Origin of the sequence: Streptomyces sp. AJS327 (assembly GCF_013450295.1) — a bacterium.
Classification (GTDB): domain Bacteria; phylum Actinomycetota; class Actinomycetes; order Streptomycetales; family Streptomycetaceae; genus Streptomyces.
In genome coordinates this window covers 2,046,500-2,071,116 of the sequence record NZ_SKBR01000001.1, presented here as the reverse complement: position 1 = coordinate 2,071,116, position 24,617 = coordinate 2,046,500, and the positions used below count along the sequence as shown (strand labels likewise).

The 24,617-nt window shown below is 73.0% G+C and carries 19 protein-coding genes; 15 read left to right on the top strand and 4 right to left on the bottom strand.

Annotation, left to right across the window (positions count from 1 at the left end; genetic code table 11):
• Positions 1 to 2: 2 nt before the first annotated feature.
• Positions 3 to 1,367: an MFS transporter gene (locus tag E0L36_RS08260; RefSeq protein ID WP_180928157.1), complete on the bottom strand. Its 1,365-nt coding sequence runs from the start codon at positions 1,365 to 1,367 to the stop codon at positions 3 to 5.
• Between the two features lie 285 nt (positions 1,368 to 1,652).
• Here E0L36_RS08260 and E0L36_RS08255 point away from each other — a divergent pair, with 285 nt between their 5' ends.
• Genes E0L36_RS08255 through E0L36_RS08205 form a run of 11 tightly spaced genes read left to right on the top strand, consistent with a single transcriptional unit; the run spans position 1,653 to position 11,673 of the window.
• Entirely contained in the window at positions 1,653 to 3,140 is a 1,488-nt protein-coding gene (locus E0L36_RS08255) for an aldehyde dehydrogenase family protein (RefSeq protein ID WP_180928156.1), read from the top strand.
• A gap of 27 nt (positions 3,141 to 3,167) precedes the next feature.
• Positions 3,168 to 4,106 carry a VOC family protein gene (locus tag E0L36_RS08250; RefSeq protein ID WP_180928155.1) on the top strand — a complete coding sequence of 313 codons (939 nt, stop codon included), beginning with the start codon at positions 3,168 to 3,170 and terminating at the stop codon, positions 4,104 to 4,106.
• Positions 4,103 to 4,900 (top strand): aspartate dehydrogenase domain-containing protein, encoded by a 798-nt coding sequence (locus E0L36_RS08245; protein ID WP_180928154.1) that lies wholly within the window; start codon positions 4,103 to 4,105, stop codon positions 4,898 to 4,900. Before E0L36_RS08250 ends, E0L36_RS08245 begins: the two co-directional genes overlap by 4 nt.
• 32 nt (positions 4,901 to 4,932) lie before the next feature.
• Complete coding sequence (locus E0L36_RS08240; RefSeq protein ID WP_308416669.1) at positions 4,933 to 5,730, top strand: alpha/beta fold hydrolase; 798 nt, start codon at positions 4,933 to 4,935, stop codon at positions 5,728 to 5,730.
• Positions 5,721 to 6,242 (top strand): cupin domain-containing protein, encoded by a 522-nt coding sequence (locus E0L36_RS08235; RefSeq protein ID WP_180928152.1) that lies wholly within the window; start codon positions 5,721 to 5,723, stop codon positions 6,240 to 6,242. The genes E0L36_RS08240 and E0L36_RS08235 overlap by 10 nt, the downstream gene beginning before the upstream one ends.
• Positions 6,235 to 6,987, top strand: coding sequence for an SDR family oxidoreductase (locus E0L36_RS08230; protein ID WP_180928151.1), 753 nt, complete (start codon positions 6,235 to 6,237; stop codon positions 6,985 to 6,987). The genes E0L36_RS08235 and E0L36_RS08230 overlap by 8 nt, the downstream gene beginning before the upstream one ends.
• A gap of 20 nt (positions 6,988 to 7,007) precedes the next feature.
• Complete coding sequence (locus E0L36_RS08225) at positions 7,008 to 7,790, top strand: SDR family oxidoreductase (protein ID WP_180928150.1); 783 nt, start codon at positions 7,008 to 7,010, stop codon at positions 7,788 to 7,790.
• 10 nt (positions 7,791 to 7,800) lie between these two features.
• Positions 7,801 to 9,426, top strand: coding sequence for a thiamine pyrophosphate-binding protein (locus E0L36_RS08220; RefSeq protein WP_180928149.1), 1,626 nt, complete (start codon positions 7,801 to 7,803; stop codon positions 9,424 to 9,426).
• Positions 9,427 to 9,441: 15 nt separating this feature from the next.
• On the top strand, positions 9,442 to 10,386 hold the full coding sequence (locus tag E0L36_RS08215) for a PDR/VanB family oxidoreductase (RefSeq protein ID WP_180928148.1): 945 nt from the start codon (positions 9,442 to 9,444) through the stop codon (positions 10,384 to 10,386).
• Positions 10,387 to 10,405: 19 nt separating this feature from the next.
• Positions 10,406 to 10,630 carry a recombinase-like helix-turn-helix domain-containing protein gene (locus E0L36_RS08210; protein ID WP_180928147.1) on the top strand — a complete coding sequence of 75 codons (225 nt, stop codon included), beginning with the start codon at positions 10,406 to 10,408 and terminating at the stop codon, positions 10,628 to 10,630.
• 5 nt (positions 10,631 to 10,635) lie between these two features.
• Positions 10,636 to 11,673, top strand: a complete 1,038-nt coding sequence (locus tag E0L36_RS08205) for an aromatic ring-hydroxylating dioxygenase subunit alpha (protein WP_180928146.1) — start codon at positions 10,636 to 10,638, stop codon at positions 11,671 to 11,673.
• 251 nt (positions 11,674 to 11,924) lie between these two features.
• On the opposite strand, the gene E0L36_RS08200 is transcribed toward E0L36_RS08205, so the two are convergent.
• The gene (locus E0L36_RS08200) at positions 11,925 to 12,392 is read right to left on the bottom strand and encodes a hypothetical protein (protein ID WP_219636129.1); all 468 of its coding nucleotides are present in this window, start codon (positions 12,390 to 12,392) and stop codon (positions 11,925 to 11,927) included.
• A gap of 559 nt (positions 12,393 to 12,951) precedes the next feature.
• On the opposite strand from E0L36_RS08200, the gene E0L36_RS08195 reads away from it, so the two are divergent.
• Positions 12,952 to 13,311 (top strand): hypothetical protein, encoded by a 360-nt coding sequence (locus tag E0L36_RS08195; RefSeq protein ID WP_180928145.1) that lies wholly within the window; start codon positions 12,952 to 12,954, stop codon positions 13,309 to 13,311.
• A 58-nt stretch (positions 13,312 to 13,369) separates the two neighbouring features.
• Here E0L36_RS08195 and E0L36_RS08190 read toward each other — a convergent pair whose 3' ends face one another.
• The gene (locus E0L36_RS08190) at positions 13,370 to 13,723 is read right to left on the bottom strand and encodes a helix-turn-helix transcriptional regulator (protein WP_180928144.1); all 354 of its coding nucleotides are present in this window, start codon (positions 13,721 to 13,723) and stop codon (positions 13,370 to 13,372) included.
• An 84-nt stretch (positions 13,724 to 13,807) separates the two neighbouring features.
• Here E0L36_RS08190 and E0L36_RS08185 point away from each other — a divergent pair, with 84 nt between their 5' ends.
• Positions 13,808 to 14,584: an SDR family NAD(P)-dependent oxidoreductase gene (locus tag E0L36_RS08185; RefSeq protein WP_180928143.1), complete on the top strand. Its 777-nt coding sequence runs from the start codon at positions 13,808 to 13,810 to the stop codon at positions 14,582 to 14,584.
• Between the two features lie 103 nt (positions 14,585 to 14,687).
• Here E0L36_RS08185 and E0L36_RS08180 read toward each other — a convergent pair whose 3' ends face one another.
• Complete coding sequence (locus E0L36_RS08180; RefSeq protein WP_180928142.1) at positions 14,688 to 16,169, bottom strand: NAD(P)-binding domain-containing protein; 1,482 nt, start codon at positions 16,167 to 16,169, stop codon at positions 14,688 to 14,690.
• A gap of 663 nt (positions 16,170 to 16,832) precedes the next feature.
• On the opposite strand from E0L36_RS08180, the gene E0L36_RS08175 reads away from it, so the two are divergent.
• Both E0L36_RS08175 and E0L36_RS08170 read left to right on the top strand, forming a co-directional pair.
• Complete coding sequence (locus E0L36_RS08175) at positions 16,833 to 23,492, top strand: type I polyketide synthase (protein WP_180928141.1); 6,660 nt, start codon at positions 16,833 to 16,835, stop codon at positions 23,490 to 23,492.
• Positions 23,493 to 23,519: 27 nt separating this feature from the next.
• Positions 23,520 to 24,560, top strand: coding sequence for a ketoacyl-ACP synthase III family protein (locus tag E0L36_RS08170; RefSeq protein WP_180928140.1), 1,041 nt, complete (start codon positions 23,520 to 23,522; stop codon positions 24,558 to 24,560).
• Positions 24,561 to 24,617: the final 57 nt, after the last annotated feature.

Genomic DNA, 24,617 nt, shown 5'->3' with positions numbered 1-24,617 from the left:
GTTCAGGAGTTCAGCTCCTCCAGCGTCTTCCCCTTCGTCTCCTCCGCGAAGAGCGCGATCACCGCGCCCACCAGGGCCACGGCACCGAGCTGGGCGAAGACGACCGTCAGGCTGCCGCCCGCGCCGATGATCGCACCGACCGTGATCGGGCCGAGGATCACACCGAGGCGGTTCCACAGGCCGCCGAACGCGGCGCCCTTGGCGCGATTGCGCGTCGGGTACAGCTCGGGCGAGTAGAGGTAGAGGCCCGCGTTGATCGCGTAAACGAAGAACGTCGTGCAGGAGGCGAAGATCGCGACCTGGCTTCCGGACGTGGCACCGGCCAGGGCGAGCGTCACGAGGGTACAGGCGGTGCAGCCGAGTGCGGCCACCAGGGCGGGGCGCCGGCCGACGCGGTCGATGACGAGGGCGGCGACGAAGGTACCGAGAATGCCCGTCACGTTGCTGATCAGCGTGTACACGAGCGCGGTGGTCAGGTCGAGTCCGAAGTTCTTGGTGTAGAGCGAGGGCAACCAGGTGCTGATGCCGTGGTTGACGTAGTAGGCGACGAACCAGAGCCCGGCGAGCACGGTCGTGCGGCGCAGGTAGCGACCGGTGAACAGCTCCCGCAGACGGCCCCGGGAGGTGTCCTCGACGCGGCCCGGGGCCGGTTCCGGCAGCGGTTGCCTGGTGGCTGCCGCGACCTCCGTCTCGATGTGGGCGATGGCCTGTTCGGCCTCCTCGACACGGCCCTGGGAGAGCAGCCAGCGGGGTGACTCGGTGACGTGTCGTGGCAGGGCGGCGGCGAGGAAGACGGGCAGCGCGCCGATCACGAACATCGCGCGCCAGCCGAGGTTGGGCACCACCCATACGGCGACGAGGCTGGCCGAGGCCAGTCCCGCCGGGAAGATCATCTCGTACATCAGGACGAACCGGCCGCGCTTGTCGGCGCGGGAGATCTCGTTGATGTACGTGGCCGCGACGGGGACGACACCACCGATGCCGAGACCCTGGACGAAGCGGAAGAGCGCGAAGAGTTCGATGCCGTTCGCGAACGCCACGGCGAGGCTCGCGAGCGCGGTGATGGCGACACCGAGGGTCACGGTCCGCACCCGGCCGATCCGGTCGCCCAGCCACCCCGCCGCCAGGGCGCCCAGGAGCATGCCCACGGAGCCGGAGGTGACCGCGAAGGTCGCCTGGGCCGTACTGAGGTGCCACTCCTTGATCAGGACGGGCAGCGCCGAGGCGGCGAGGAGCTGGTCGAACGCCTCGAAGAACGTGACCGCGCCGATGAGGAACCTGACCTTCACGTGCCAACGGGATTGCGGTAGTCGTTCGAGCCGGGCGGCTATCGAGCCGAGGTCCGGCTTGTCGGCCAGATTCGTCATACGGGGGTCCTTTCGCGACAACAACGCGAACAGAGGGGAGTCGCGCAGACAGTAGGAGCACTTAACTAAGGGGTCAATGGTTTACCCCTTAGTCATCTTGAATACCGCGCCACTTCCACCCCACGCGATCGACCTCGCATGACGCCCCGACGACGACTTCTCCATGAGGTCTTGCGGGTAAGTATTTAAGCCCTTAGGTTTCTAGTGCTGCGGCGCTTCGGGGCTCCCGCCCCCGCCGCGCCGCCCGCTCCCCCGTAGGTCGCAGACCGCCTGGAGGTCCCGCCCGTGCCTCACCACCTCCCCACCGACATCCTCATCGCGGGCCAGTGGCGACGCGGTGCGGGCGACCCCGTCGAGACCGTCGACCCGGCCACCGGAGCACCGCTCGCCACCGTTCACTCCGCGTCCGCCGAAGAGGTCGACGAGGCGGCGCGGGCCGCCGCGCTCGCCGTCGCCGACCCCGCCTGGCGCGAGCTGCTCCCGCACCAGCGCGCCCGACTGCTGTACCGCGTCGCGGAGTTGACCGAGGAGGCGGCCGAGGAACTCGCCGCGCTCCAGACCGCCGACACCGGCAAGACCCTCGTGGAGACGAGGGCCCTGGCGCTGAGCGCGGCGGGCACCTTCCGGTACATGGCGGCGGCCCTGGAGACGGCCGAGGAATCCGTCACCCCGTCCCGCGGCCCGTACGTGACGATGAGCGTGTACGAACCGGTCGGTGTCGTCGGGGCGATCAACCCCTGGAACTCCCCGGTGGCCAGCGACGCGCAGAAGATCGCGCCCGCCCTGGCCGCCGGCAACGCCGTCCTGCTCAAACCCGCGGCCTGGACCCCCCTCGTCTCCCTCGCGCTCGGCCGCCTGATCCACCAGGCGCTCGGCGAACTCGGCCTTCCCACAGCCCTGTTGTCTGTTCTGCCCGGCAGCGGCGGGATCGTCGGGGACGCCCTCGTACGCCACCCACTCGTCACCCGCGTCAGCTTCACCGGCGGCACGGAGACCGGCAGGTCCATCGCCGCCGTGGCCGCCTCGAAGCTGATCCCGGCCTCCCTCGAACTCGGCGGCAAGTCGCCGACGATCGTGCGCCCCGACGCGGACGTCGAACAGGCGCTGGCAGGCGTGATGTTCGGGATCTTCTCGTCCAGCGGCCAGTCCTGCGTCGCGGGTTCGCGGCTCTTCGTCGCCCGCGAGATCTACGACGGCTTCGTCGCTGAACTCGTCGACCGCGTGGGCAGGTTGCGCGTCGGCCCGGGGACCGACCCCGGCACGCAGGTCGGGCCGCTGGTCCACCACCGGCACCGGGACTCGGTCGCCGCCCACGTCGACCTGGCCCGCTCGGAGGGCGCCCGGGTGCTGTGCGGCGGCCGGGCGCCCGAGGGTGACGCCTACCGGGACGGCGCGTACTACCTGCCGACCGTCCTCGACGGTCTTCCCCACACCGCACGGACCTGCCAGGAGGAGATCTTCGGTCCCGTCCTGGTCGCCCTGCCCTACGAGGACGAGGACGACCTAGTCCACCAGGCCAACGACTCCGTCTACGGGCTCGCCTGCGGGATCTGGACCCGCGACCACCGGGCCGCCTGGCGGCTGGCGCGCCGGATCGAGGCGGGGACGGTCTGGATCAACACGTACAAGCAGTTCAGCGCCTCCACCCCGTTCAGCGGGATGAAGGACAGCGGACTCGGAACGGAGAAGGGCCGCGACGCGATCCGCGCCTACCAGCGCCAGAAGTCCCTCTACTGGGGCACCTCGGACGCGCCCCTCCCCTGGGCCAACTGACCCGCGCCCCGTCGTCTGGAGACACTCATGCCGCACCCATCGCCAGGACCCGTCGCCCGGCTGCGCTCCCTGCGCTACGTCGAACTGCTCACCCCCGCGCTCACCGAGGCCGCCGACTTCTACGAGGAGGTCTGGGGCCTCACCACTGTCGAGGCGGAGCGCGGCACGGCGGCGTGGCTGCGCGGCACGGGCGAGGAACACCACGTCCTGCACCTCACCCGCGCGGACCGCACCGGCCTGGGCCGGCTCGCGTTCGCCGTGGCCACGCCAGCCGAGGTCGACGAGGCCGCCCGGCGCCTGGCGGCCCGGGGGATCACCCCCGTGCTCGGCCCCGGACCGCTCGACCAGGTGGGCGGCGGCTACGGTCTGCGCTTCGCCGACCCCGAGCGGCGGCTCGTGGAGATCAGCGCGCAGGTCGAGGCGGTCGCGCCGCGCGGCCGGGACGCCGCCGTGCCCGTCGGGGTCACGCACGCCGTCCTGAACACCACCGACATCGACGCCTCCGTCGCGTTCTACCGCGACGTGCTCGGCCTGCGGGTCTCCGACTGGTCCGAACACCAGATGGCGTTCCTGCGCTGCAACGCGGACCACCACTGCGTCGCCTTCAACCAGGCCGAGTGGGCCTCCCTCAACCACGTGGCCTACGAGATGAGTTCGGTCGACCACTTCATGCGCGGGCTCGGCCGTCTCAGGCACCACGGCATCGACCCGGGGTGGGGGCCGGGGCGGCACGGCCCCGGCAACAACACCTTCTCCTACTTCACCGACCCGTCCGGCCTCGTGTGCGAGTACACCTCGGAGGTCGCGCAGATCGTCGAGGACGCGTGGATCGCCCGGGTGTGGCGACGTGTGCCCGAACTATCCGACCTCTGGGGCACGGCGGGGCCGCCGTCGAAGGCGATCCGCTCGTCCATGGCCGGTTCACCCGACCCCGGTCCGCTCGCTTCGCTGGAGGCCACCGCATGAGCACGCCACGCAGGGTGGGTCTTGTCGGCTGGGGCGCCATCGGCCGCGTCGTCGGCGCCGCCCTCTCCGAGCACGCCATTCCCGGCGCCGAGTTGACCTGCGTCATCGACAACCGTCCGCTGGGTGACACGGTGCCCGCTCCGCAGCTCTCCTTCGAGGAGGCCCTGGAACGGTGCGACCTGATCGTCGAGGCGGCCGGGCAGAACGTCGTCCGGGAATGGGGTGAGCGGGTCCTCGGTTCCGGGACCGACCTCCTGGTCGCGTCGACCGGCGCGCTCACCGACGAGGCTCTGGCCAAGCGGCTGCTGGCGACCGGTCCCGGCCGGGTCTACTTCACCGGCGGCGCCGTCGGCGGTCTCGACCTTCTCCAGGCGGTGCGTTCCCTCGGCCCTCTCGAACAGGTCCGGCTGACCACCACCAAGCTGCCCTCCACCCTCGAACAGCCCTGGATGGACGAGGGGTTGCGCTCCCGGCTGCGGTCCGCGACCGAGCCGGTCGAGGTCATGTCCGGAACGGCCCGCGACATCCCCGTGAAGTTCCCCAAGTCGACGAACGTGGCCGCCTCCCTCGCCCTCGCCGTCGGCGACCTGGACGCCGTGCGGGTCCGGGTCGTCGCCGATCCCGGGGCACGCCACACCCGGCACGTCGTGGAGGCCGCCAGCGCGCACGGCGCGTACCGCTTCGAGGTCGCGCACCTGCCCGACCCGGAGAACCCCGCGACCAGCCAGGTCGTGCCGTACGCCGTGCTGCGCGGCCTCGCGGCGCTGGCCGGGCGGACGGGACAGATCCTGTGAACCCCGTCCCGACCGCGCCCACGGCGCCCACGGTGTCCGTCCACGTGGAGGAGGCCGGTGACCACGGCCCGCTGCTGCTCTGCCTGCACGGCGTCGGTTCGTCGTCCGCGGCGTTCGCGCCGCAGCTCGCCGAACTGTCCGCGTACGCGCGGGTGGTGGCCTGGGACGCGCCCGGCTACGCCGCGTCGCCCGATCCCGAGGGGCCACTGGACCTGGACGGGTACGCGGACGCCGCGGCCGCCCTCATCCGCGAGCGGGGTGGCGGCGCCCATGTCCTCGGGGTGTCGTGGGGCGGCGTGATCGCGCTGCGTCTCGCGGCCCGTCACCCCGGCCTCGCCGCGTCACTGGTGGTCGCCGACTCCAGCCCCGGCTCCGGCACGGACCCCCGGAAGGCCGAGGGCATGCGCTCCCGCGCCGCGGAACTGGCGGAGCTGGGACCACGCGCCTTCGCCAGGAAGCGCGGGCCCCGGCTGGTCTCCCCCGCGGCGCCCGGCGCCCTCGTCCAGCGCGTCGTCGACACCATGGCGTCGTCCGTGCGGCTGCCCGGATACGCCTACGCCGCCGAGTCCATGGCGACGGCCGACCTGCGCGGGGAACTGCCCGCGATCGCCGCGCCCGCGCTCGTCGTGTGCGGCGATCAGGACCAGGTCACCGGCGTCGAGGGAGCCCAGGCCATCGCCGGCGGCCTCCGCCTGACGGCCCACGTGATCGTCAAGGACGCCGGTCACCTGGCCAACCAGGAACAGCCCGAGCGGTTCAACGCCTGGGTCCTGTCCCACCTCCACATCACCACCCGCATCCCGGAGCAGGAGTCTCAGCCATGCCTCTGACCACCACCGACTACGACAACGGGGGCGACCTCGCCGCGTTCACCGACTCCCTCATCGCCACCAGGGAGTCCCGGATCGCGGACTTCACCACCCTCTCCTTCCAGGAGAAGGCGGGCCCCCAGTACCGTCGCGGCCAGATCCGCTACGTCGGATCGGGCGCCACCGGCGACCACGAGAACGACTCCCGGATCATCCCGTCCGGCGGATTCACCTTCTCCAACATGCTCCTGCCGCCCGGAGCCGAGGGCCCCGAGCACACCCACCACGACGTCGAGGAGGCGTTCTTCGTCCTGGAGGGCCAGGTCCGCGTCGGCATCCACCGCGGCGCCGACCAGGTCGAGTACCGCACCCTCGGCTACCGCGACATGATCGTCGTCCCGGCGGGCGTGGCACGCTCCCTGAAGAACGAGGGCGACACCGACGCCCTGTTCTGCGTCGTCATCGGCACCCGGAAGCCGCGGGTGCCGACGTACCCGGAGCACTCGCCGATGCACGGGGTGACGCGTGACTGACCCATCCGGGGTGACCGGCACCGTCGTCGTCACCGGGGCGGGCCGTGGCCTGGGACTGGCCATGGCCCGCCGGGCCGCCGAGGACGGCTTCCGCGTCGTGATCGCCGAACTGGACCCCGATCGCGGGGCCCGGGCCGCCGAGGAACTTCGCGGCAGGGGGCTCGACGCCCACTTCGTGCGCTGCGACGTGGCCGACCCCGGGTCCGTCGCCCGGCTCGCCGACCGCGTGCGCGACCTGGGACCGCTGTACGGCCTGGTCAACAACGCGGCGCTCGCCAACGGCGTCGGCGGCGCGGAGTTCCAGGACATCGACGTCGAGGTGTGGGACCGCCTGATGACGGTCAACGCCCGCGGCCCCTGGCTGGTGTCGAAGACCCTGTACCCGCTGTTCCGGGCTCCCGGCCGGATCGTCAACATCGCCTCGGACGCGGCGCTCTACGGCTCGCCACGCCTCGCCCACTACATCGCCTCCAAGGGCGCGGTCGTCGCGCTCACCCGGGCGATGGCCAGGGAACTGGGCGACCGGGGCGTCACCGTCAACGCGGTCGCGCCCGGCCTCACCGAGTGCGAGGCCACCGAGACCGTGCCCGGGGAACGGCACCAGCTGTACCGCTCGGGCCGGGCCATCTCCCGGCCCCAGGAACCCGGCGACCTCATCGGCCTCGTCGCCTTCCTGCTCGGCGAGGAGTCCCGCTATCTCACCGGACAAGTGATAGCCGTCAACGGCGGCTTCACGATGAACTGACCCCACAGGAGCGCAGAGTTATGGATCTGGGCCTCGCCGACCGGACCGTCCTGGTCACCGGCGGCAGCTCGGGCGTCGGCCTGGCCACGGTCCGCGCCCTTCTGGCCGAGGGCGCGCGGGTCGCGACCTGCGGCCGGGACGCCGGCCGGCTGGCGAGGGCGGCGGCGCCGCTCGACGGCGACCGGCTCCTGACCGGCGTCTGCGACGTCCGGGACCCCGGCGCCGTACGGGACTTCGTACGGCAGACCGCCGACACCTTCGGCGGCGTCGACGGACTCGTCAACAACGCGGGCCAGTCCCGTATGAAGAACCTGGACGAGTCCACGGCGGAGGACTGGCGCGACGAACTGGAACTGAAGTTCTCCGGCGTCCTCAACCCGCTGCACGCCGCCCGCCCCCACCTCACCGCCTCGGACGCCGCGTCCGTGGTGAACGTCAACGCGGTCCTGGCCAAGCAGCCGGAAACCCGGCTCATCACGACCAGTGCCGCCCGCGCCGGCGTCCTCAACCTCTCCAAGTCCCTCGCCACCGAGCTGGCCCCCGAGGGGATCCGCGTCAACTCGGTCTGCCTCGGCCTCGTCGACACCGGCCAGTGGACCCGACGGCACGCCGCCTCCGGCTCCGGCCTCTCCTACGAGGACTGGCAGGCGGAGCTGGCCGCCGACCGGGGTATCGCGCTCGGGCGCCTCGGCCGGGCCGAGGAGGTCGCCTACGCGATCACCACGTTGCTCTCACCGCTCGCCTCGTACATCACCGGAACCAGCGTCGACGTCTGCGGAGGCGTCGGCCGCTCCGTCCTCTGAGGAGACCCCCATGCGTTACCAGACCGGAGGCGATCTCCTCGTCGCCGTACTGCGGGAACTGGACATCGGCACGGTCTTCGGGATCGTGAGCGTGCACAACCTGCCGCTCGTCGAGGCCGTGGACCGTGAACTCCGCTTCGTACCCGTGCGGCACGAGGCGACCGCCGTCAGCGCCGCCGACGCCTACGGCCGGGCCCGCGGCTCCCTGGGGTGCGCGCTCACCTCGACCGGCACCGGCGCGGGCAACGCGGCTGGCTCCCTCGTCGAAGCCCTCTCGGCCGGTACCTCCGTCCTGCACGTCACCGGGCAGGTCGAGTCGGAGTTCCTGGGCAGCGGCCGCGGTTTCATCCACGAGACCAAGGACCAGCTCGGCATGCTGGCGGCGGTCTCCAAACACGCCGCCACCGTGCCGTCCGCCGACGCGGCCGGCCGCGTCCTGCGCGAGGCGGCCCGCGCCGCGCGGACCGCTCCGGGAGGCCCCGCGAGCGTGGAATGGCCGATCGATCTCCAGTACGCGGCCCAGACCGACACGGCCACGCACCTCCCGGAGGCGGACGTCCCGTCGCCCAGCGACGCGGAACTCGCCGCCGCCGGCGCCACGCTGGCCTCGGCGGAGCGGCCCGTGATCTGGGCGGGCGGCGGCGCGACCCGCGCGCGGGCCCAGCTCGCGGACCTCCTCACCGCGACCGGCGCCGCGCTGCTCACCTCCAACTCCGGGCGCGGAAGCGTCCCCGAGGACGACGCGCGGGTCGTCGGCAACTTCGCGACGGCACCGGCCGGGCGCGCCCTGCTCGCCGACGCCGACGTCCTGCTCTCGATCGGCACGCACTTCCGGTCCAACGAGACCGCCGACTACGGACTGAGGCTCCCCTCCGCGCACCTCCAGATCGACCTCGACGCGGACGCGCTCGGCCGTGTGTACCCGGTCCGGCACGCGCTGCACGGCGACGCCGGCGAGGTGCTGGGGCGGCTGCTCCCCTACGCGAGGCCCGCCGGGCCGGCGTGGACGGAGCGGGTCGCCACGGTCCGCGACGAGGTACGCGCCACGCTGCACGACAGCATCGGCCCGCAGGCCGCCATCTGTGACGCGATCCGGGCCGCGCTCCCCCGCGAGGCCGTCGTCGCGCGCGACGTCACGATCGCGTCCAGCAGCTGGGGCAACCGGCTCCTCGACATGTACGACCCGCGTGACAACGTCTTCCCGCGCGGCGGCGGCATAGGCCAGGGCCTCGGAATGGGCGTCGGGGCGGCGCTCGCCCGCCCCGGCGCGCCCACGGTCGTCATCGCGGGCGACGGCGGACTCGCCGTGCACCTCGGCGAGCTGCTCACGCTCGCCCAGGAGCGGCCACGGCTCACGCTCATCGTGTTCAACGACGGCGGTTACGGCGTGCTGCGCAACATGCAGGACCGGCACGGCGACCGCCGCGCCGGAGTGGACCTCGCGACACCCGACTTCGCACTCCTCGCCCAGGCCTGCGGGCTGCCCTACCTGCGGATCGCGGACCGCGAGCACGCCGGTCCCGTACTCGCAGAGGCCGTCGCCTCGGACGGGCCGACGCTGGTCGAGGTCGATCTCGCGGCTCTCGGCCCGATGAGGAACCCGTTCACCCCACCCGTGAAGATCCCGGTCGTGTAGGGAGGCTCCGCAACCATGACCTCACCCGACGAGCCCCTGATGGACCTCCTCGTACGCCGCATGACGTGGGAGGCCGACGGTGTCCTCTCCGTCGAGCTGACCCACCCGGACGGCGGGCCGCTGCCCAGCTGGGAGCCCGGCGCGCACGTCGACCTCCACCTGGACGGTCTGGTCCGCCAGTACAGCCTGTGCTCGGACCCGCGCACCCCGCGGACGTACCGCGTCGGCGTCCTCAACGAACCGTCCTCGCGCGGGGGTTCGCGCCACGTGCACGCGAGGCTGCGGCCCGGCGGACGGGTCACCGTGTCGGCGCCGCGCAACCACTTCGCCCTGGAGGACGCGGCGGGCTACGTCTTCGTCGCGGGCGGCATCGGCGTGACCCCGATCCTCGCCATGGCCCGCGAGGCGGCGCGCCGCGGCGCCGAGTGGCGCATGGTGTACGGCGGACGCAGCCGCTCCTCGATGGCGTTCCTCGACGAACTCACCGCGCTGGGTGGCGATGTGACGGTCGTCCCGCACGACGAGCACGGCCACATCGACCTGGACGCGGCGCTGGCCGGCCTCCCGGACGGCACACTCGTCTACTGCTGCGGCCCCGAGGCCCTGCTGGCCGCCGTGGAGGCTCGCTGCCCGGCGGAGCAGCTGCGCGTCGAGCGGTTCGCGGCGCCGGTCGTCGAACGGTCCGGGGACGACGCGGCGTTCGAGGTCGAGTGCCGCACGTCCGGGCTCACGCTCTCCGTCGGCGCGGACATGTCGATTCTCGATGCCGCCGAGTCCGCCGGGCTCGACGTGGTCAGCTCCTGCCGCGACGGGATCTGCGGGTCCTGCGAGACCCGGGTGCTCGACGGTACGCCCGACCACCGCGACTTCCTGCTCTCCGAGGCCGAACGGGCCGCGGGCGCCACGATGATGATCTGCGTCTCCCGTCGCGCCTCCGGCCGCCTGGCCCTCGACCTGTAACCCCTTCCTGGAGGCACGTGTGACCACCGCCTGGCCGTACCTGGACGTCCACCAGTCCCGTACGCGCGAACCCACCCCCTACGAGTACAGGCTCGCCGCCACCCTCGAAGAGGTCTTCACCGAGGACGGCCACGAACTGTCCGACGTCGTCCGCGGGCTCAACGCCCGCCAGGTCCACGCCCCCGACGGCGCTCCGTGGACCGAGGACTCGTTCCGCGCCGAGATGCGCCGACTGGGAGCGTGACCCCGATGACCAACCCGACGACCCCGACCAGCCCGGCGGCCGGTTCCTCCGCCGACCACATCTACGCGACGGGCCTGCGCGACCAGTGGCACCCGGTCGTACCGTCCTCGTTCGTCGCGCCCGGCGCGATGCGCGAGGTCACCGCGCTCGGCGAGCGGTGGCTCCTGTTCCGCCGCTCCGACGGCACCCTGTCGATGCTCGCGGACCGCTGCCCGCACCGGGGGGCGCCCCTGTCGCTCGGCAGGCACCTCGGCGACCGGGTGGCCTGCTGGTACCACGGTGTCGAGGTCGAGGGCGACGGCACCGTCTCCTCGGTGCCCGGCCTGCCCGGCTGCAACCTGGAGGGCAAGAAGCTCGTCAGGTCGCTGCCCGTCCGCGAGGTGAGCGGCGCGGTCCTCGCCTACTTCGGCGACGAACAGCACCCGGAACCAGTCGAGTTGACGCTCCCCGAGCCGCTCACCGACTCCGGGACGGAAGCGATCCTCTGCTACGCGGAGTGGAACGTGCCGTGGCGCTACGCCGTCGAGAACCTCCTCGATCCGATGCACGGCGCCTTCCTGCACCACGAGTCGCACTCCATGCACGACGGTGACACGACGGCCAGGTTCCGCATCCGGGAGACCGACCGTGGCTACTTCTTCGAGAAGACGGACCAGCGCGGCGTCAACTTCGACTGGGTCGAACTGTGCCGGACCGGCGTCGACTGGGTCGACCTGTCGATCCCGTACCCGCCGTCGGCCGGCCCCGGGGGACCGTTCGGCATCGTCGGCATGGTCTGCCCAGTCGACGAGAGACGGTGCGGTGTCTTCTTCTGGCGCTACCGGAAGGTCACCGGGTGGCAGCGGGACACCTGGCGCTTCCTCTACAAGACGCTCATCGAGCGGCGCCACTGGGAGGTGCTTGAGCAGGACCGGGTGATGCTGGAAGCGATGCCCGCGGACGCGGACCAGCACGAGAACCTGTACCAGCACGACCTCGGCGTGGTGCGGCTGCGCCGTCTGTACCGGGCGGCCGCCGAGGCCCAGGCCGGCGTCGCGGGCTGACCCCCGCGCGGTACCGGTGGGGGCGCTCCCGCACCGGTACCGCGCGAGGTGGCCCCTGTCCGCGCACCCCCTCCGCCCCTGGCCCTCGCCCCGGGCGGCGCGGCCCGGAACACGGCCAGCGGACCGAGGAGTTCAGCCACCGCCCGTGGTGCGGCACCGGGGCGCGGAGCCGCACCCCCCTCCCGGCCCGGTGAGACGCTCCGCCGTCGCCGGTCGTCTCCGTCCCCGCCGCCACGGCGGATCCCGGGTCGTCACCCGGCCTCCCCGCCGCCCGCGAGCCGACGGCGCCACCAGAGGTCAGAACGCCACTGGCGGTCGGCGAACGGGTCGGGAAGGGTGCGTCCGAGGTACAGGGCGTCCAGAGCGGCCACGCGGCGCTCCAGCTCGGCACGGGCCCGAACAGGCAGCCGCCCGACGACCAGTTCGAGCACGTCCCGGGCATACCGCACGTCGTCCAAGGAACAGCCACGGCAGGAGCACTCCGCGTCCCGCGGATAGCGAGGCCGACGTCCGGGTGGTTCGAGAAACGCCCGGTAACGCCGCAGCGCGCGGTCCGTGACACCGGGGTAGACGTCACAGTCGGCTGACAGCCTCTCCACCCGGTGTATCGCGAGGCTGGTACGGGCGGACAGCCCGTGGATCCGATCCGGCGGCGGGCACTCCCAGACGCGGGGCCCGTGCTGTTCGACGCGCAGGGCGCCAGGCCGGCTACGCGGCATCTGCCTTTCGGTACGCGGTCATGAACGCCATCATGCCAGCCCCCACGTCCCCACGGTACGGGGCGGTCCGGCCCCGGAGTGGACGCCCGCGCGGTCGACAGGGAGCGCGCGGCTCTGGCTTGCCAAACGGTGTACTCCTCCGAGGCGTTGGGGCCGAACGGCGACCGCACGGGTGAGGACTGGCTCGCAGTCGAGCGCCCAGAACTGGTCGCCGGAGTGCTCCTGATCCCCAACGACCAGTCCTCCGACGGGAGAACCTCGAGCGGGACGGCGAGGACGGTGGCGGGACACGTCCCCCGGAACCAGCCGGCAGGGGGGACCATCTGTAATCCGTCGTTCAGCTGGCGAGTCGGCAAGGACATACGAGGATCACGGCGACGGCGACGGCGCTTTCCGGACCGCGTGCACAACGGCGGTCGGCCAGACCTGGTCCCGGCTCCACCGGGCGGAACGCCGGTAGACCGGGCGACGCTCGGAACTCGGTGGCCGCCGTACTCGGGCTGTCGATACCGTCGGACCACCGGCCAGCCGCGTCGGCGGTTGCCTCGTCAGGAGAGCGATGTCCGTGAGTAGCCAGCAGGCAACGACGACCCTGTGGCGTCCCACCGGCCCCAGGGAGCTGGAGCTGGTGCGGGAGCTGGACTGGCTCGCCTGGCCGCCCCGCCTCCCCGAGCAGCCGATCTTCTACCCGGTACTCAACGAGGAGTACGCCGTCAGGATCGCGCGGGACTGGAACGTCAAGCATGACGGCGCCGGGTTCGTCACCCGGTTCGAAGCCGAGTCCGAGTTCCTGCGCAGGTATCCGGTCCAGCGGGCGGGCGGACAGACGATCCTGGAGCTGTGGGTACCGGCCGAGGAGCTTGACGAGTTCAACGCCCACATCGTTGGCCGGATCCAGCTGGTTCACGAGTTCCACTGAGCCGCGGGGGCTTCGCGACGTGGCGGACCGGCCCGGCGCGAGGACTGTCGACGGCGGGTCAGCCCGGGGTGGTGAGGAGGCCGGAGAGCGCGGCGAGCACTGAGGGGGCGACCCGGTAGTACACCCAGGTACCGCGTCGTTCGGAGAGGAGCAGGCCCGCCTCGCGGAGCTTCTTGAGGTGGTGGCTGACCGTGGGCTGGGACACCCCGACGTCGGCGATGTCGCAGACACAGGCCTCCCGGTCGGGGTGGGAGGCGACCTTGGAGAAGAGCCGCAGCCGCACCGGGTCTCCCAGCGCCTTGAACATGGCTGCGGTGACCTCGGCCTCCTCGTCGGTCAGCTCCCGCTCGGTGAGGGAGGGGCAGCACGGCGCGGCCGAGGTGGTGGACACGTGGTGCGCTAGGTTCGACATACGTCAATGTTGACACCGGTTTCACCTCCTGCCAAGATCGATCGATTCGATGTACGTCTATTCAATCGAGGGGGCGTGCCAGGCATGCGTACCGCCGAAACGGGTCAGCGCGCGCGGACGGCCGTCATCACGGGAGCCAGCAGCGGGATCGGCGCCGCGACGGCGCGCACGCTGGCCCGCGAGGGGTTCGAGGTCGTCCTGACCGCCCGGCGCGCCGACCGGCTCGACGCCGTCGCCCGGGAGATCCGGGACGAGGGCGGGACGGTGCGGGTGGTCCCACTGGACGTCACCGACCGGGACGCCGTCCGCGCCTTCGCCGCGCGGGTGCCGGTCTGTGACGTGCTGGTCAACAACGCGGGCGGAGCGTACGGGACGGAACCCGTCGAGCACGCCGACCCCGGCGACTGGCGGGCCATGTACGAGGTGAACGTGGTCGGCGCCCTCCAGGTGACCCAGGCCCTGCTGCCGAGCCTGCGGGCCTCGGGCGACGGCGTCGTGGTCGTCGTCTCGTCCACCGCCTCATTCACCTGCTACGAGGGAGGGGGCGGCTACAGCGCCGCCAAGCACGGTGCCCACGTACTGGCCGAGACGCTGCGGCTGGAGGTGTGCGGTGAGGAGCTGCGGGTGGTCGAGGTCGCTCCGGGGATGGTCCGCACCGAGGAGTTCTCGCTGAACCGCTACCGCGGGGACACGGACCGGGCCGACGCGGTCTACGCGGGCGTCGCGGAGCCCCTGGTCGCCGAGGACGTCGCCGACGTGGTGAGCTGGGCCGCGACCCGCCCGCCCCACGTGAACATCGACCTCCTGGTCGTCCGCCCCCGGGCCCAGGCCGCCCAGCACAAGGTCCACCGCACCAGCTGATCCACTCACCACGGTGACTGGCTGGTCGCGGTAACCGCTGGTTCCGGGCCGTGCCCCTCCCCGCCCGGAGAGGGGCACGGCCACGTGGGCGCGGCGTGCTGGTTCAGCAGGTGGCCGCGCCGGGCGAGTCGAACATCTCAGCGGCGTAGGCGGCCAGTTGGAGGGCGGCGGTGTGGTCGACGCCCAGCTCCGTGGCCGCGGAGAGCACCGCGTCCGAGGCCGAGGCCGAGGTGCCCAGGTGCTTGGCCGTGGCGTGCAGGAGCTGTTCGTGCTGCTCCCGGGTCAGCCCCAGGCGGAGCGCGAGCGCCTCACCTCCGGAGGTCGCCGAGCACACCCCGGTCTCCGGCAGCCGCAGCTCGACGGAGTGGGCGGCCTCCATGTCGCCCGCGAGCGCGGCGGCGATGGAGCGCACCTGCTCGTAGCCGGTGAGCGCGAGGAAGGTGGGGGCGCGGCCGTAGCTCTTCATGCCCACGGCGTAGTAGCCCGGCTCGGGGTGGCCCAGCTCGCGGTAGCCGTGCGGGGTGACGGTGCCGCAGGAGTGCATGTTGGGGTCGATGAGCGGGGCGAGAGCGCGGGGCGCCGACATGATCGGGTCGAGTTCGAGGCGCAGTTCCTCGGTGACGCGGTGGTCGGGCCGGAACCCGGTGGCGGCCACGACCCGGTCGGCGGTGAGGGTGTGCTCGGTGCCGTCCAGGTTCCGGGAGACCAGCTCGACCTGGTCGCGCGTGGGGTCGTCGCCCAGCCGACGGACCGCCCGCGTACGGAAGTTGGCGGCGAGCGTCACCCGGCCGGTCTCCACGAGCATCTTCAGTCCGGAGCCGATGGCGCCGCGCGCGGGCAGTTCGTCATCGCCGCCGCCACCGAAGCTGGCGGCCGGGTCGGCGCCGCGGATCGCCCAGGTGACCGTGGTGCCCGGCGCGGTGTCGGCCAGTTCGGCCAGGGCGAGCAGGGTGTTGGCCGCCGAGTGCCCGGCACCGACCACGACGGTGTGACGGCCGGCGTGCCGCTCCCGGTCGGCGCCGAGGACGTCGGGCAGGCCGTGGTTGATCCAGGCGCCGGCGTCCTCCTCACCGTGGGCGGGCAGGCCGTTGGCGCCGACGGGGTTGGGCTGCCGCCAGGTACCGGAGGCGTCGATGACGGCGCGGGCCAGCACCTCCTCACCGTCGGCCAGGCGCAGGACGAAGGGGGCCTCCTCCCGGCCCGCGGTGCGCAGCCGGTCGATGCCCAGCCTGCTGACGGCGGTGACCGCGGCGCCGTAGCGAATGTGCGGGGCCAGCGCGGGGAGTTCGGCCAGCGGCTGGAGGTACCGCTTGACGAGCTCACCACCGGTGGGCAGGGCCGAGGGCTCCGGCTCCTCCCAGCCGTCGGCCGCGAGCAGACGACGCGCGGCGGGGTCGGTGTTGAACTCCCAGGGGCTGAAGAGCTGGATGTGGGACCACTCCCGCACGGCCGCCGCGGCGGTGTCCCCCGCCTCCACGACGACGAAGGGGACGCCGCGTTCGGCCAGGTGCGCGGCGGCGGCCAATCCGACGGGACCGGCTCCGATCACGGCGACGGGGAGGCGGTCGGAGCTGAGATCAACCACGTGCGGTGTCCTTTCGTGAGGGGCGGGGCGCTGTTCGGACTGCCACGCGGAGTGGGACGAGGTGCCCGACAGCCCCTCGGAATCCGCCGGTTGAGGCCGCGTGGCGTCGCTCGGGGCGCAGCAGGAGCTGACTCTCTGGGCGCCGGTGAGGTCGGCGGGACCGGGCATCGGGATCGACTTCTCTCCTGGCGGTTTCGGCGGCCCCGGCGGCGTCGCGGAGGCGCGCGCATCACAACCGCCTATATAGATGAACAACGAAACAGGATCCAACTTTCGACCCTGCTTCGATGAATGTCAACCTGGGGACACGGTGTGGTGAGCGTCACATGACCTCGCGTTGCGTGGGTGGGTGGGGCCGGGGCAATCTCGACACATGTCGAAACAGCGGGGGTAGCGTCGGCACGGCACACACCAGTGCCACGGCGCCATCGGGGGAGACAACGGCTGTGCCGACAGCCGCGTCCGGTCCACGAACGGTCAGTGCGCTCGCCCCGCACCTGACCCCGTCAACCAGCGGACCGACCTCCTCCGGCCCACTCCCGTCCGACCTCGGTATGGACGCCCGCCACCGGTTCGGCCTCGGCCGATCCGCCACGTCCGTACCGCGGTTCCTTCCGTGCTGCTTCACCAGCGAACGGCTACGCCATGCCCGGAAGGACTCACATGCCTCACCACACCAGCCACCCGGCTGGCACCGCCGTCAGTGAACCGGTCGCCATCATCGGCATGGCCGGACGGTTCGCCGACGCCACCAGCCTCGAACAGCTCTGGGAGATGCTGCTCCGGGGCCGTGACGCCATCACGGACATCCCGCCCGATCGCTACGACGTCGACGCGGTCTACGATCCCCAGCCCGGTACGCCGGGCCGGACGGTGAGCCGCTGGGGCGGACTGCTGCGCGATATCGACGCCTTCGACGCGGAGTTCTTCGGTGTCTCGCCCCGCGAGGCCGACCGCATGGACCCCCAGCAGCGGCTGCTCCTGGAGGTCGCGTACGAGGCCCTGGAGGACGCGGGTCAGCCGCTTCCCCGGGTCGCGGGCACCGACACGGGTGTGTTCGTCGGCCAGTTGGGCGGGGACTACTGGCACCTCCAGTACGACGACCGCGAACGGCTCGACCTGTACGCCATGACCGGGGCCGCCGCACGGGCCATCACCTCGGGCCGCCTCTCCTACGCGTTCGACCTGCGTGGCCCGAGCCTCACCGTCGACACCGCCTGCTCCTCCGCGCTCGTGGCCGTCCACAACGCGGTCCAGGCGATCCGGCTCGGCGAGTGCCCGATGGCGATCGCCGGTGGCGTCAACCTCGTCCTGCTGCCGGAGGAGGGCGTCGTCTACTCCGGCGCCGGGATGCTCGCCTCCGACGGCCGTTGCAAGTTCGCCGACGCCTCGGGCGACGGCTTCGTGCGCAGCGACGGGGTCGGCGCGGTCATCCTCAAGCCACTGTCGGCCGCCCTCGCGGACGGCGACCGCGTCCGGGCCGTGATCCGCGGATCCGCCGTCGGCAACGACGGCCAGAGCAGCGGGTACCTGGTGACCCCGGCCGTCGAGGGTCAACTGGGCGTACTGCGCCGCGCTTACGCCAACGCCGCGGTGGACCCGGCCGACGTCGACTACGTCGAGGCGCACGGCACCGGTACCGGTGTCGGTGACCCGGTCGAGCTGCGGGCCCTGGCGGACGTCGTCGGCCCCCGCCCCGCCGACCGGCGCTGTCTGGTGGGCTCGGTGAAGACGAACATCGGCCACGCCGAGGCCGCCGCCGGGATCGCCGGACTCCTCAAGGCCGTGCTCTGCCTGGAGAACGGGACGGTCCCGCCCAGCCTGCACCTGAGGAACCCCAACCCGGCCGTCGACTGGGACACCCTGCCGCTCACGGTTCCCACCCGGGCCACCCCACTCCCCGAGCGGGATCGGCCCGCGGTCGCCGGGGTCTCCAGCTTCGGCTTCTCCGGGACCAACGCCCACCTCGTCCTCGAAGCCGCCCCCGAGCCGGACACCGGTACCCCGGACAGCGGGACGCCGGAGACGCGCGCCGAACTCCTGGTGCTGTCCGCCCTCAGCCCCGAGGCCCTGGCCGACGCCGCGCGGGCCCTCGCCGACCACCTGGAGGGCCCGGGCGCCCAGCGGAGCCTGCGGGACCTCGCCCACTCCGCGGCGCTGCGCCGGACCCCGCACGACGCCCGCCTCGCCCTTCCCGTCGAGAGCCACGCCGAGGCCGCCGCCGCGCTGCGGGGCTTCGCCGCCGGTGAGGACGAGCCGGGCCTGTCCTCCAGCGACTACACCGACCCCCGGGCCGCGCCCCGGATCGTGTTCGTCTTCCCCGGCCAGGGCTCCCAGTGGGCGGGTATGGGACGGGAGTTGCTGGAGACCGAACCAGTCTTCCGGCGGGCCGTGCGGGACTGCGACGAGGCCATCAGGGCCGAGACCGGATGGTCGGTCCTCGAACTGCTGCGCTCGGCGGACGAGGAACGGCTGGGGCGGCTCGACGTCGTCCAGCCCACCCTCTGGGCGATGGAGATCGCGCTCGCCGAACTCTGGCGCTCCTGGGGCGTCAAGCCGGACGCGGTCATCGGGCACAGCATGGGGGAGGCCGCCGCCGCCCACATCTCGGGCGCCCTGTCGCTCTCCGACGCCGCGGCGGTGATCTGCCGTCGCAGCCGGCTCGCCACGCGCCTCGTCGGCCGTGGCGCCATGGCCTGGGTGGCCCTCCCCTCCGACGAGGCCGCGGCCGCGCTGGGCGGTCACGAGGACACGGTGGCGGTGGCCGCCGTCAACAGCCCGACCTCCACCCTGCTCTCCGGTGACGGTGCGGCGCTGGACCGGGTGCTGGCCGACCTGGACGCGCGCGGGGTCGACAACCGGCGGGTCAACGTGGACTTCGCCTCGCACTGCCCGCAGATGGACGCGCTGCGCGAGGACCTGCTCGGTGAACTGGCGCACCTCACCCCGCGGGCGGGCACCGTTCCGCTGCACTCCACCCTGCTCGGCGAGGTCGTCGACGGCTCCGGTCTGGACGCCGACTACTGGGCGCGCAACCTCCGCCAGCCGGTCGACTTCGTCGGCGCCGTGCGAGGCCAACTCGCCCTCGGTGACACCGTGTTCGTCGAAGTCAGCCCCCATCCGCTGCTCGTCTCCGGAATCCGGGAGACCGGCCGCGTGGAGACCGGCGTGGACGCCACCGCCGTGGGCAGCCTGCGCCGCCACAGCCACGAACGCGGCGCGCTCCTCACCTCCGCCGCCACCCTGTACACGGCCGGGGCCCGCCTCGACCTCGGGAGGCTGACCGGCGGCGGCCGGTACGTGCCGCTGCCCACGTACCCGTGGCAGCGCACCCGCCACTGGATCAGCGGGGCCCCCGCCCCGGCGGCGCCCAGCCCGGCACCGGCCGAATCCGCGCCGGACCGGCCGCGCGGAGGGCATCCGCTGCTGGGCGCTCCGTCGCCCCGGGAGGGCGCCGTCCGCGTCTGGCAGGGCCCACTGCGGCTGGCGGACAACCCCTACCTGCGCGACCACCGCGTCCAGGACACGATCATCCTGCCGGGCACCGCCCACCTGGAACTCATCAGCGCGGCCGCCCGCACCGAACTCGCCCCCGGCGCCCTGTCGGTGAGTGAGGTGCGCTACCACCGCGCCCTCTTCCTCGACGAGGACGGACCCGCGCCCGAGGTCCGGGTCACCCTCACCCCGGGCCCCGACGCCACGCTCCACTGCCGGATCCACTCCCGGGACGCCGAGACCGGCGAGTGGATCCCACACACCGAAGCCACCGCGCGCGCGGTGGACGGAGACAGCCCCCGGCCAGTGGAGTCGCTCGCGGCGATCCGCGCCCGGCTCCCACAGCGCCAGAGCGCCGACGAGTTCTACACGTGGAACGCCGCCCGGGGAAACCAGTGGAACGGCACCTTCCAGGGCATCACCGCGCTGTGGCGGACCGACGGCGAGGTCCTCGCCCAACTGTCCTGCCCCACGGCGCTCCTGGAGGCACTCGCCCACCACCACTTCCACCCCGCGCTCCTGGACGCCAGTGGCCACGCCATGGCCGCCGCGCGCGAACCGACGGTCCCGGGTGACGAGGGCGTCTTCGTCCTCGGCGGGATCGACGAGGTCCGCTTCCACGCCGCGCCGCCCACCTCCCTGGTCAGCCACGCCAGGCTGCTGCCCTCCCCACGCGAGGACTCGTTCGTCGCCGACATCGACATCCGCGCCGACGACGGGCGTCTGATCGCCGAGATGCGCGGACTGCGCCTCCAGTACCTCGCCGGTCACGCCCCCGCCCCGCTCGCCCGCCGTACCCCCGTTCCCGAGGACTCCGTGACGCCACCTCCCGACCCCGGCTCCGCCGCTCCCCCGTCCGCGGTCTCCGGCCCCGCCGTCGACCCCGGTCCCCACGACTCCTGGCTGCACGCCCTCACCTGGGACGAGGCTCCCCAGCCCGCCCCGGAGAAGGACAGCCCCCAACCCGGCGGCTTCTGGCTGGTGCTGACCGACAGCGGCCCCACCGGGCGGGCCCTGGTGCGGCAACTCGACGGCCACGGCCAGCGCGTGGTGGCCGTCACCGTCGGCGCGGGCCAACTGTCCGGGGGCGGCGACCGCTACCGCATCGACCCCGCCAGGGAGGAGCACTACCGCGAGGTCCTCGTCGACGTGGCCCGCTACGGCGAGTGCCGCGGCATCATCCACCTGTGGGCCCTGGACGCCCAGGCCGGTCTGGACGCCACGCCCTCCGAGATCCACCGCGCCCAACTGCTCGCCGCGCACAGCATCCCGTACCTCACGCGGTCGCTGGAGAAGGAGTCCCTCGGCCACCCGCCGCTGTGGCTGGTCACCCAACTCGCCCAGGCCGCGGGGGCCACCGAGCGGGTACGGCACCCCTTCCAGGCCATGCTGTGGGGGCTCGGCCGCACACTGGCCGCCGAACTCCCGGCGCTCCGCCCGCGGCTGGTCGACCTCGACCGGTCCCCCCGGAGCGTGACCGCCCTGGTGGAGCAGTTGCTCCAGCCCGATCAGGAGGACCAGGTCGCCTGGCGCGACGGACGCCGCCTCGCGGCCAGGCTGCGCCCCGCGTCCGCCCCCGCCCGCGCGCCGCGCGCGCTCTCGCTGCCCTCCCCCGGCGTCATCGACGACCTGCGGCTCACTCCGAAGCCCTCCCGGAAACTCGCCCCGGACGAGGTGCGCGTCCAGGTCAGTCACGCCGGGCTGAACTACCGCGACGTGCTGCTGAGTCTGGGCATGTACCCGGGCCAGGACGAGAGTGCGCCGGTGATGGGCTGGGAGTGCGCCGGTACGGTCAGCGAGACCGGCCGGGACGTCACCGGCGTCGCGGTGGGCGACGAGGTCATCGCCTTCGCCGAGGGAGCCCTCTCCACCGAGGTCGTCACGCGGGCCTGCCTCACCGCCCCCCGGCCCGCCCGGCTGACCGCCGCCGAGGCCGCGACCCTCCCGGCCGCTTACCTCACCGCCTACCACGCCCTGCACGACACGGCCCGGTTGGAGCGCGGCCAGCGGATCCTCATCCACAGCGCCACGGGCGGCACCGGGCGCGCCGCGCTCAACGTCGCCCGCTGGAAGGGAGCGCGCGTCTTCGCGACCGCGGGCAGCGACGCCAAACGGCGGCTACTGAGGGACCTCGGGGTGGAGCAGGTCGCCGACTCCCGGAGCCTCGACTTCGTCGACGCCTTCGCGCCGACGGCCGGAGAGGGCTTCGACGTCGTCTGCAACACCCTGGCCGGTGACGCCATCGAGGCCAATCTCTCCCTGATGGCCCCCTACGGGCACTACCTGGAACTCAGCAAGCGCGAGATCCTCGACAACGGCGCGCTGCCGCTGGGCGCCTTCGCCCGCAACCTCTCCTTCCACGCCATCGACGTCGTGCACATGATCCAGCACGCGCCGGAGCGCGCCGGGGCGGTGCTGCGCGCCGCGGCCGCGCTGGTCGACGAGGGTGCCCTGGAGGCACTCCCGCACACCGTCTACCCCGCCGAACAGGCCGCGGACGCCTTCCGGTTGATGGCCCAGGCCCGGCACACCGGCAAGATCGTGCTGTCCTTCGGGCAGCCCTCCCCCACACAGACCGGTCCCCGTGGTGACTCCGTCGCCGTGCGGGCCGAGGGCACCTACCTGATCACCGGCGGAGCGGGCGGCATCGGCGGTCAGCTGGCGCTGTGGCTGGCCGACCAGGGCGCCCGGCATCTGCTGCTCACCGGCCGTGGCCCACTGCCGGAGGAGGACGCGACGCCGGACGGGGACCACCCGCGAGCGGCGGCCGTCGCCGTACTCCGGCGGCTGCGCGAGCGCGGAGTGAACGTGACGTACGAACGCGTCGACGTGGCCGACGCTCCGGCCATGCGGACGGTGCTGGACTCCCGGCGTCGCGCGGGGATGCCACCCGTGCGAGGGGTCTTCCACGCGGCCGGGGTCATCGACTACACCACCCTCACCGACCTGGACGGCGCCGGAATGGACCGGGTACTGGCCGCGAAGGTCTCGGGGGCGTGGAACCTGCACCGGCTGCTGCGCGCGGAGCCGGTCGAGGCGTTCGTCCTGTTCTCCTCCGGTTCCGCGCTGCTCAGCTCCCCCATGCTGGGCGGGTACGCGGCCGGGAACGCCTTCCTCGACGCGCTGGCCCACCACCGGTACGCCCAGGGCCTCTCCGCCACCGTCGTCAACTGGGGCTTCTGGGACAGCGTCGGCATGGTGGCACGCAAGGAGCGGGAGGAGGAACGCGCCCTGCTGCCACAGGGCATGGCCTCCTTCAGCCCGGCCGACGGGCTGGCGCTGCTGGGCACGATCCTGGCCGAGGGCAGGGTGCACACCGCGGTGCTGCCCGCGGACTGGCGGGCCTGGGCACGCGCCTACCCGAGCGCCGCCGAGGCCCCGCTGCTGCGGTGGCTCACCGGCACCGCCCCGGAGGACCGGTCGGCCGAACCCCTCGGACCGCCGCGGGCCACCGAGTTCACGACGGCACACCCGGTCCCACCCGCGCCCGAACCGGCCCCGGAACCCTCGGCGGCTCCCGAGCCCCCGGCCACCGCGCCGGACGTGCCGGTGTCCGGCCCCACGGGGGAGGCCTCCGACGGCGAGTTGGTGGAGTTCCTGAAACGCGAGGTGGCGGTGGTGATGGGGTTGCGGGCTGAACGGGTCCATGTGGGTCGGCCGTTGAGTCGGCTCGGTATGGACTCCCTGATGGCGGTGGAGCTGCGGAACCGGGTCGAGCGCCGGTACCGGGTGCGGCTGCCGATGGTGCAGCTGCTGAAGAACGGCACGATCACCACCGTCGCCCAGGCCCTGGCCATCGAACTCAACTCCGCTGACGTCTCGGCCTGACCGAGCGATGGACGAGGACTGAACCACATGAAGACCACCGACATCCGCATCGCCGGGCTGGGCACGTACATCCCCGAGACAGTCGACGCCCGCGAGGCCGTGGCGCTCGGCCTGTACGACGCCGACGACCACGAGTTCTACGGCTGGACCGGTGCCGCCGTCGCCGGCGAGACACCCGCACCGGACATGGCCGTCGCCGCGGCCCGGCAGGCGATGGAGCGCTCCGCGCTGCACCCGCACGACATCGACTTCCACATCCACGCCTGCGGCCACGAGCAGGGCCCCGAGGGGTGGTCGCCGCAGCACTACATCCTGCGCCACCTGACCGAACGGGACGTGCCGTCCTTCCGGGTGTGGCAGGCGTGCAGCGGTCTCGTCGGCTCGCTGGAACTGGCCGCCTGCTACCTCATGGCCGTCCCCGAACGGACGGCGGCGCTGCTCACCGGCGCCGACAACGTCGGCACTCCGCACTTCAACCGGTGGGCGTTCGGCATCCAGAACGGCGTGCTCGGCGACGGGGCCAGCGCGATCCTGCTGTCCAGGACCGAGGGGTTCGCGAGTCTGCTGTCCATCAACACCGGCTCGACGGCCGAGGTGGAGGAGCAGTACCGGGGCACGGAGCCCCTCTTCCCGCCGTCGCTGACGGTCGGCCGCGGCATGGACTTCAAGGAACGCCTCGCCGCCGCCGGGGGGCTGGAAGAGACCGTCGCCGAGGTCGTCCGCCGCCAGGGCGAGCTACGGACGGAGATCGCCCTGCGCACCCTGGCGGAGGCGGGACTCGAACCGGGTGACGTCGCGCGGGTCTGCCACGTCTTCACCGGCCAGGAGAGCTACCTGAAGGTCATCCTCGACCCGATGGGGCTCTCCCCCCGGCAGGGGCTGCTCGAATTCGGCCGCGAGCTGGGACACATGACGGTCAACGACCAGATCGTCGGCCTGACGCATCTGGTGGAGACCGGGCAGGTCGGCCCCGGGGACCACGTCCTGATCGTGGCGCACGGCGGCGGGGTGTCCATCACCTGCGCCGTGGTGCGCGTCGACCAGCGGCCCGACTGGGCCGCCGCCTGATCACCCGTGCCGTCCGCCGGTCCGGTGCCGCGCCGGCGGACGGCACGCCCGGTCCGA

Coding starts and splice junctions, on each gene's coding strand:
- E0L36_RS08235 (WP_180928152.1), top strand. CDS start 5,721: ATGCCTCTGACCACCACCGACTACGACAACGGGGGCGACCTCGCCGCG.
- E0L36_RS08195 (WP_180928145.1), top strand. CDS start 12,952: ATGTCCGTGAGTAGCCAGCAGGCAACGACGACCCTGTGGCGTCCCACC.
- E0L36_RS08215 (WP_180928148.1), top strand. CDS start 9,442: ATGACCTCACCCGACGAGCCCCTGATGGACCTCCTCGTACGCCGCATG.
- E0L36_RS08175 (WP_180928141.1), top strand. CDS start 16,833: ATGCCTCACCACACCAGCCACCCGGCTGGCACCGCCGTCAGTGAACCG.
- E0L36_RS08225 (WP_180928150.1), top strand. CDS start 7,008: ATGGATCTGGGCCTCGCCGACCGGACCGTCCTGGTCACCGGCGGCAGC.
- E0L36_RS08190 (WP_180928144.1), bottom strand. CDS start 13,723: ATGTCGAACCTAGCGCACCACGTGTCCACCACCTCGGCCGCGCCGTGC.
- E0L36_RS08170 (WP_180928140.1), top strand. CDS start 23,520: ATGAAGACCACCGACATCCGCATCGCCGGGCTGGGCACGTACATCCCC.
- E0L36_RS08205 (WP_180928146.1), top strand. CDS start 10,636: ATGACCAACCCGACGACCCCGACCAGCCCGGCGGCCGGTTCCTCCGCC.
- E0L36_RS08220 (WP_180928149.1), top strand. CDS start 7,801: ATGCGTTACCAGACCGGAGGCGATCTCCTCGTCGCCGTACTGCGGGAA.
- E0L36_RS08250 (WP_180928155.1), top strand. CDS start 3,168: ATGCCGCACCCATCGCCAGGACCCGTCGCCCGGCTGCGCTCCCTGCGC.
- E0L36_RS08260 (WP_180928157.1), bottom strand. CDS start 1,367: ATGACGAATCTGGCCGACAAGCCGGACCTCGGCTCGATAGCCGCCCGG.
- E0L36_RS08185 (WP_180928143.1), top strand. CDS start 13,808: ATGCGTACCGCCGAAACGGGTCAGCGCGCGCGGACGGCCGTCATCACG.
- E0L36_RS08245 (WP_180928154.1), top strand. CDS start 4,103: ATGAGCACGCCACGCAGGGTGGGTCTTGTCGGCTGGGGCGCCATCGGC.
- E0L36_RS08200 (WP_219636129.1), bottom strand. CDS start 12,392: ATGCCGCGTAGCCGGCCTGGCGCCCTGCGCGTCGAACAGCACGGGCCC.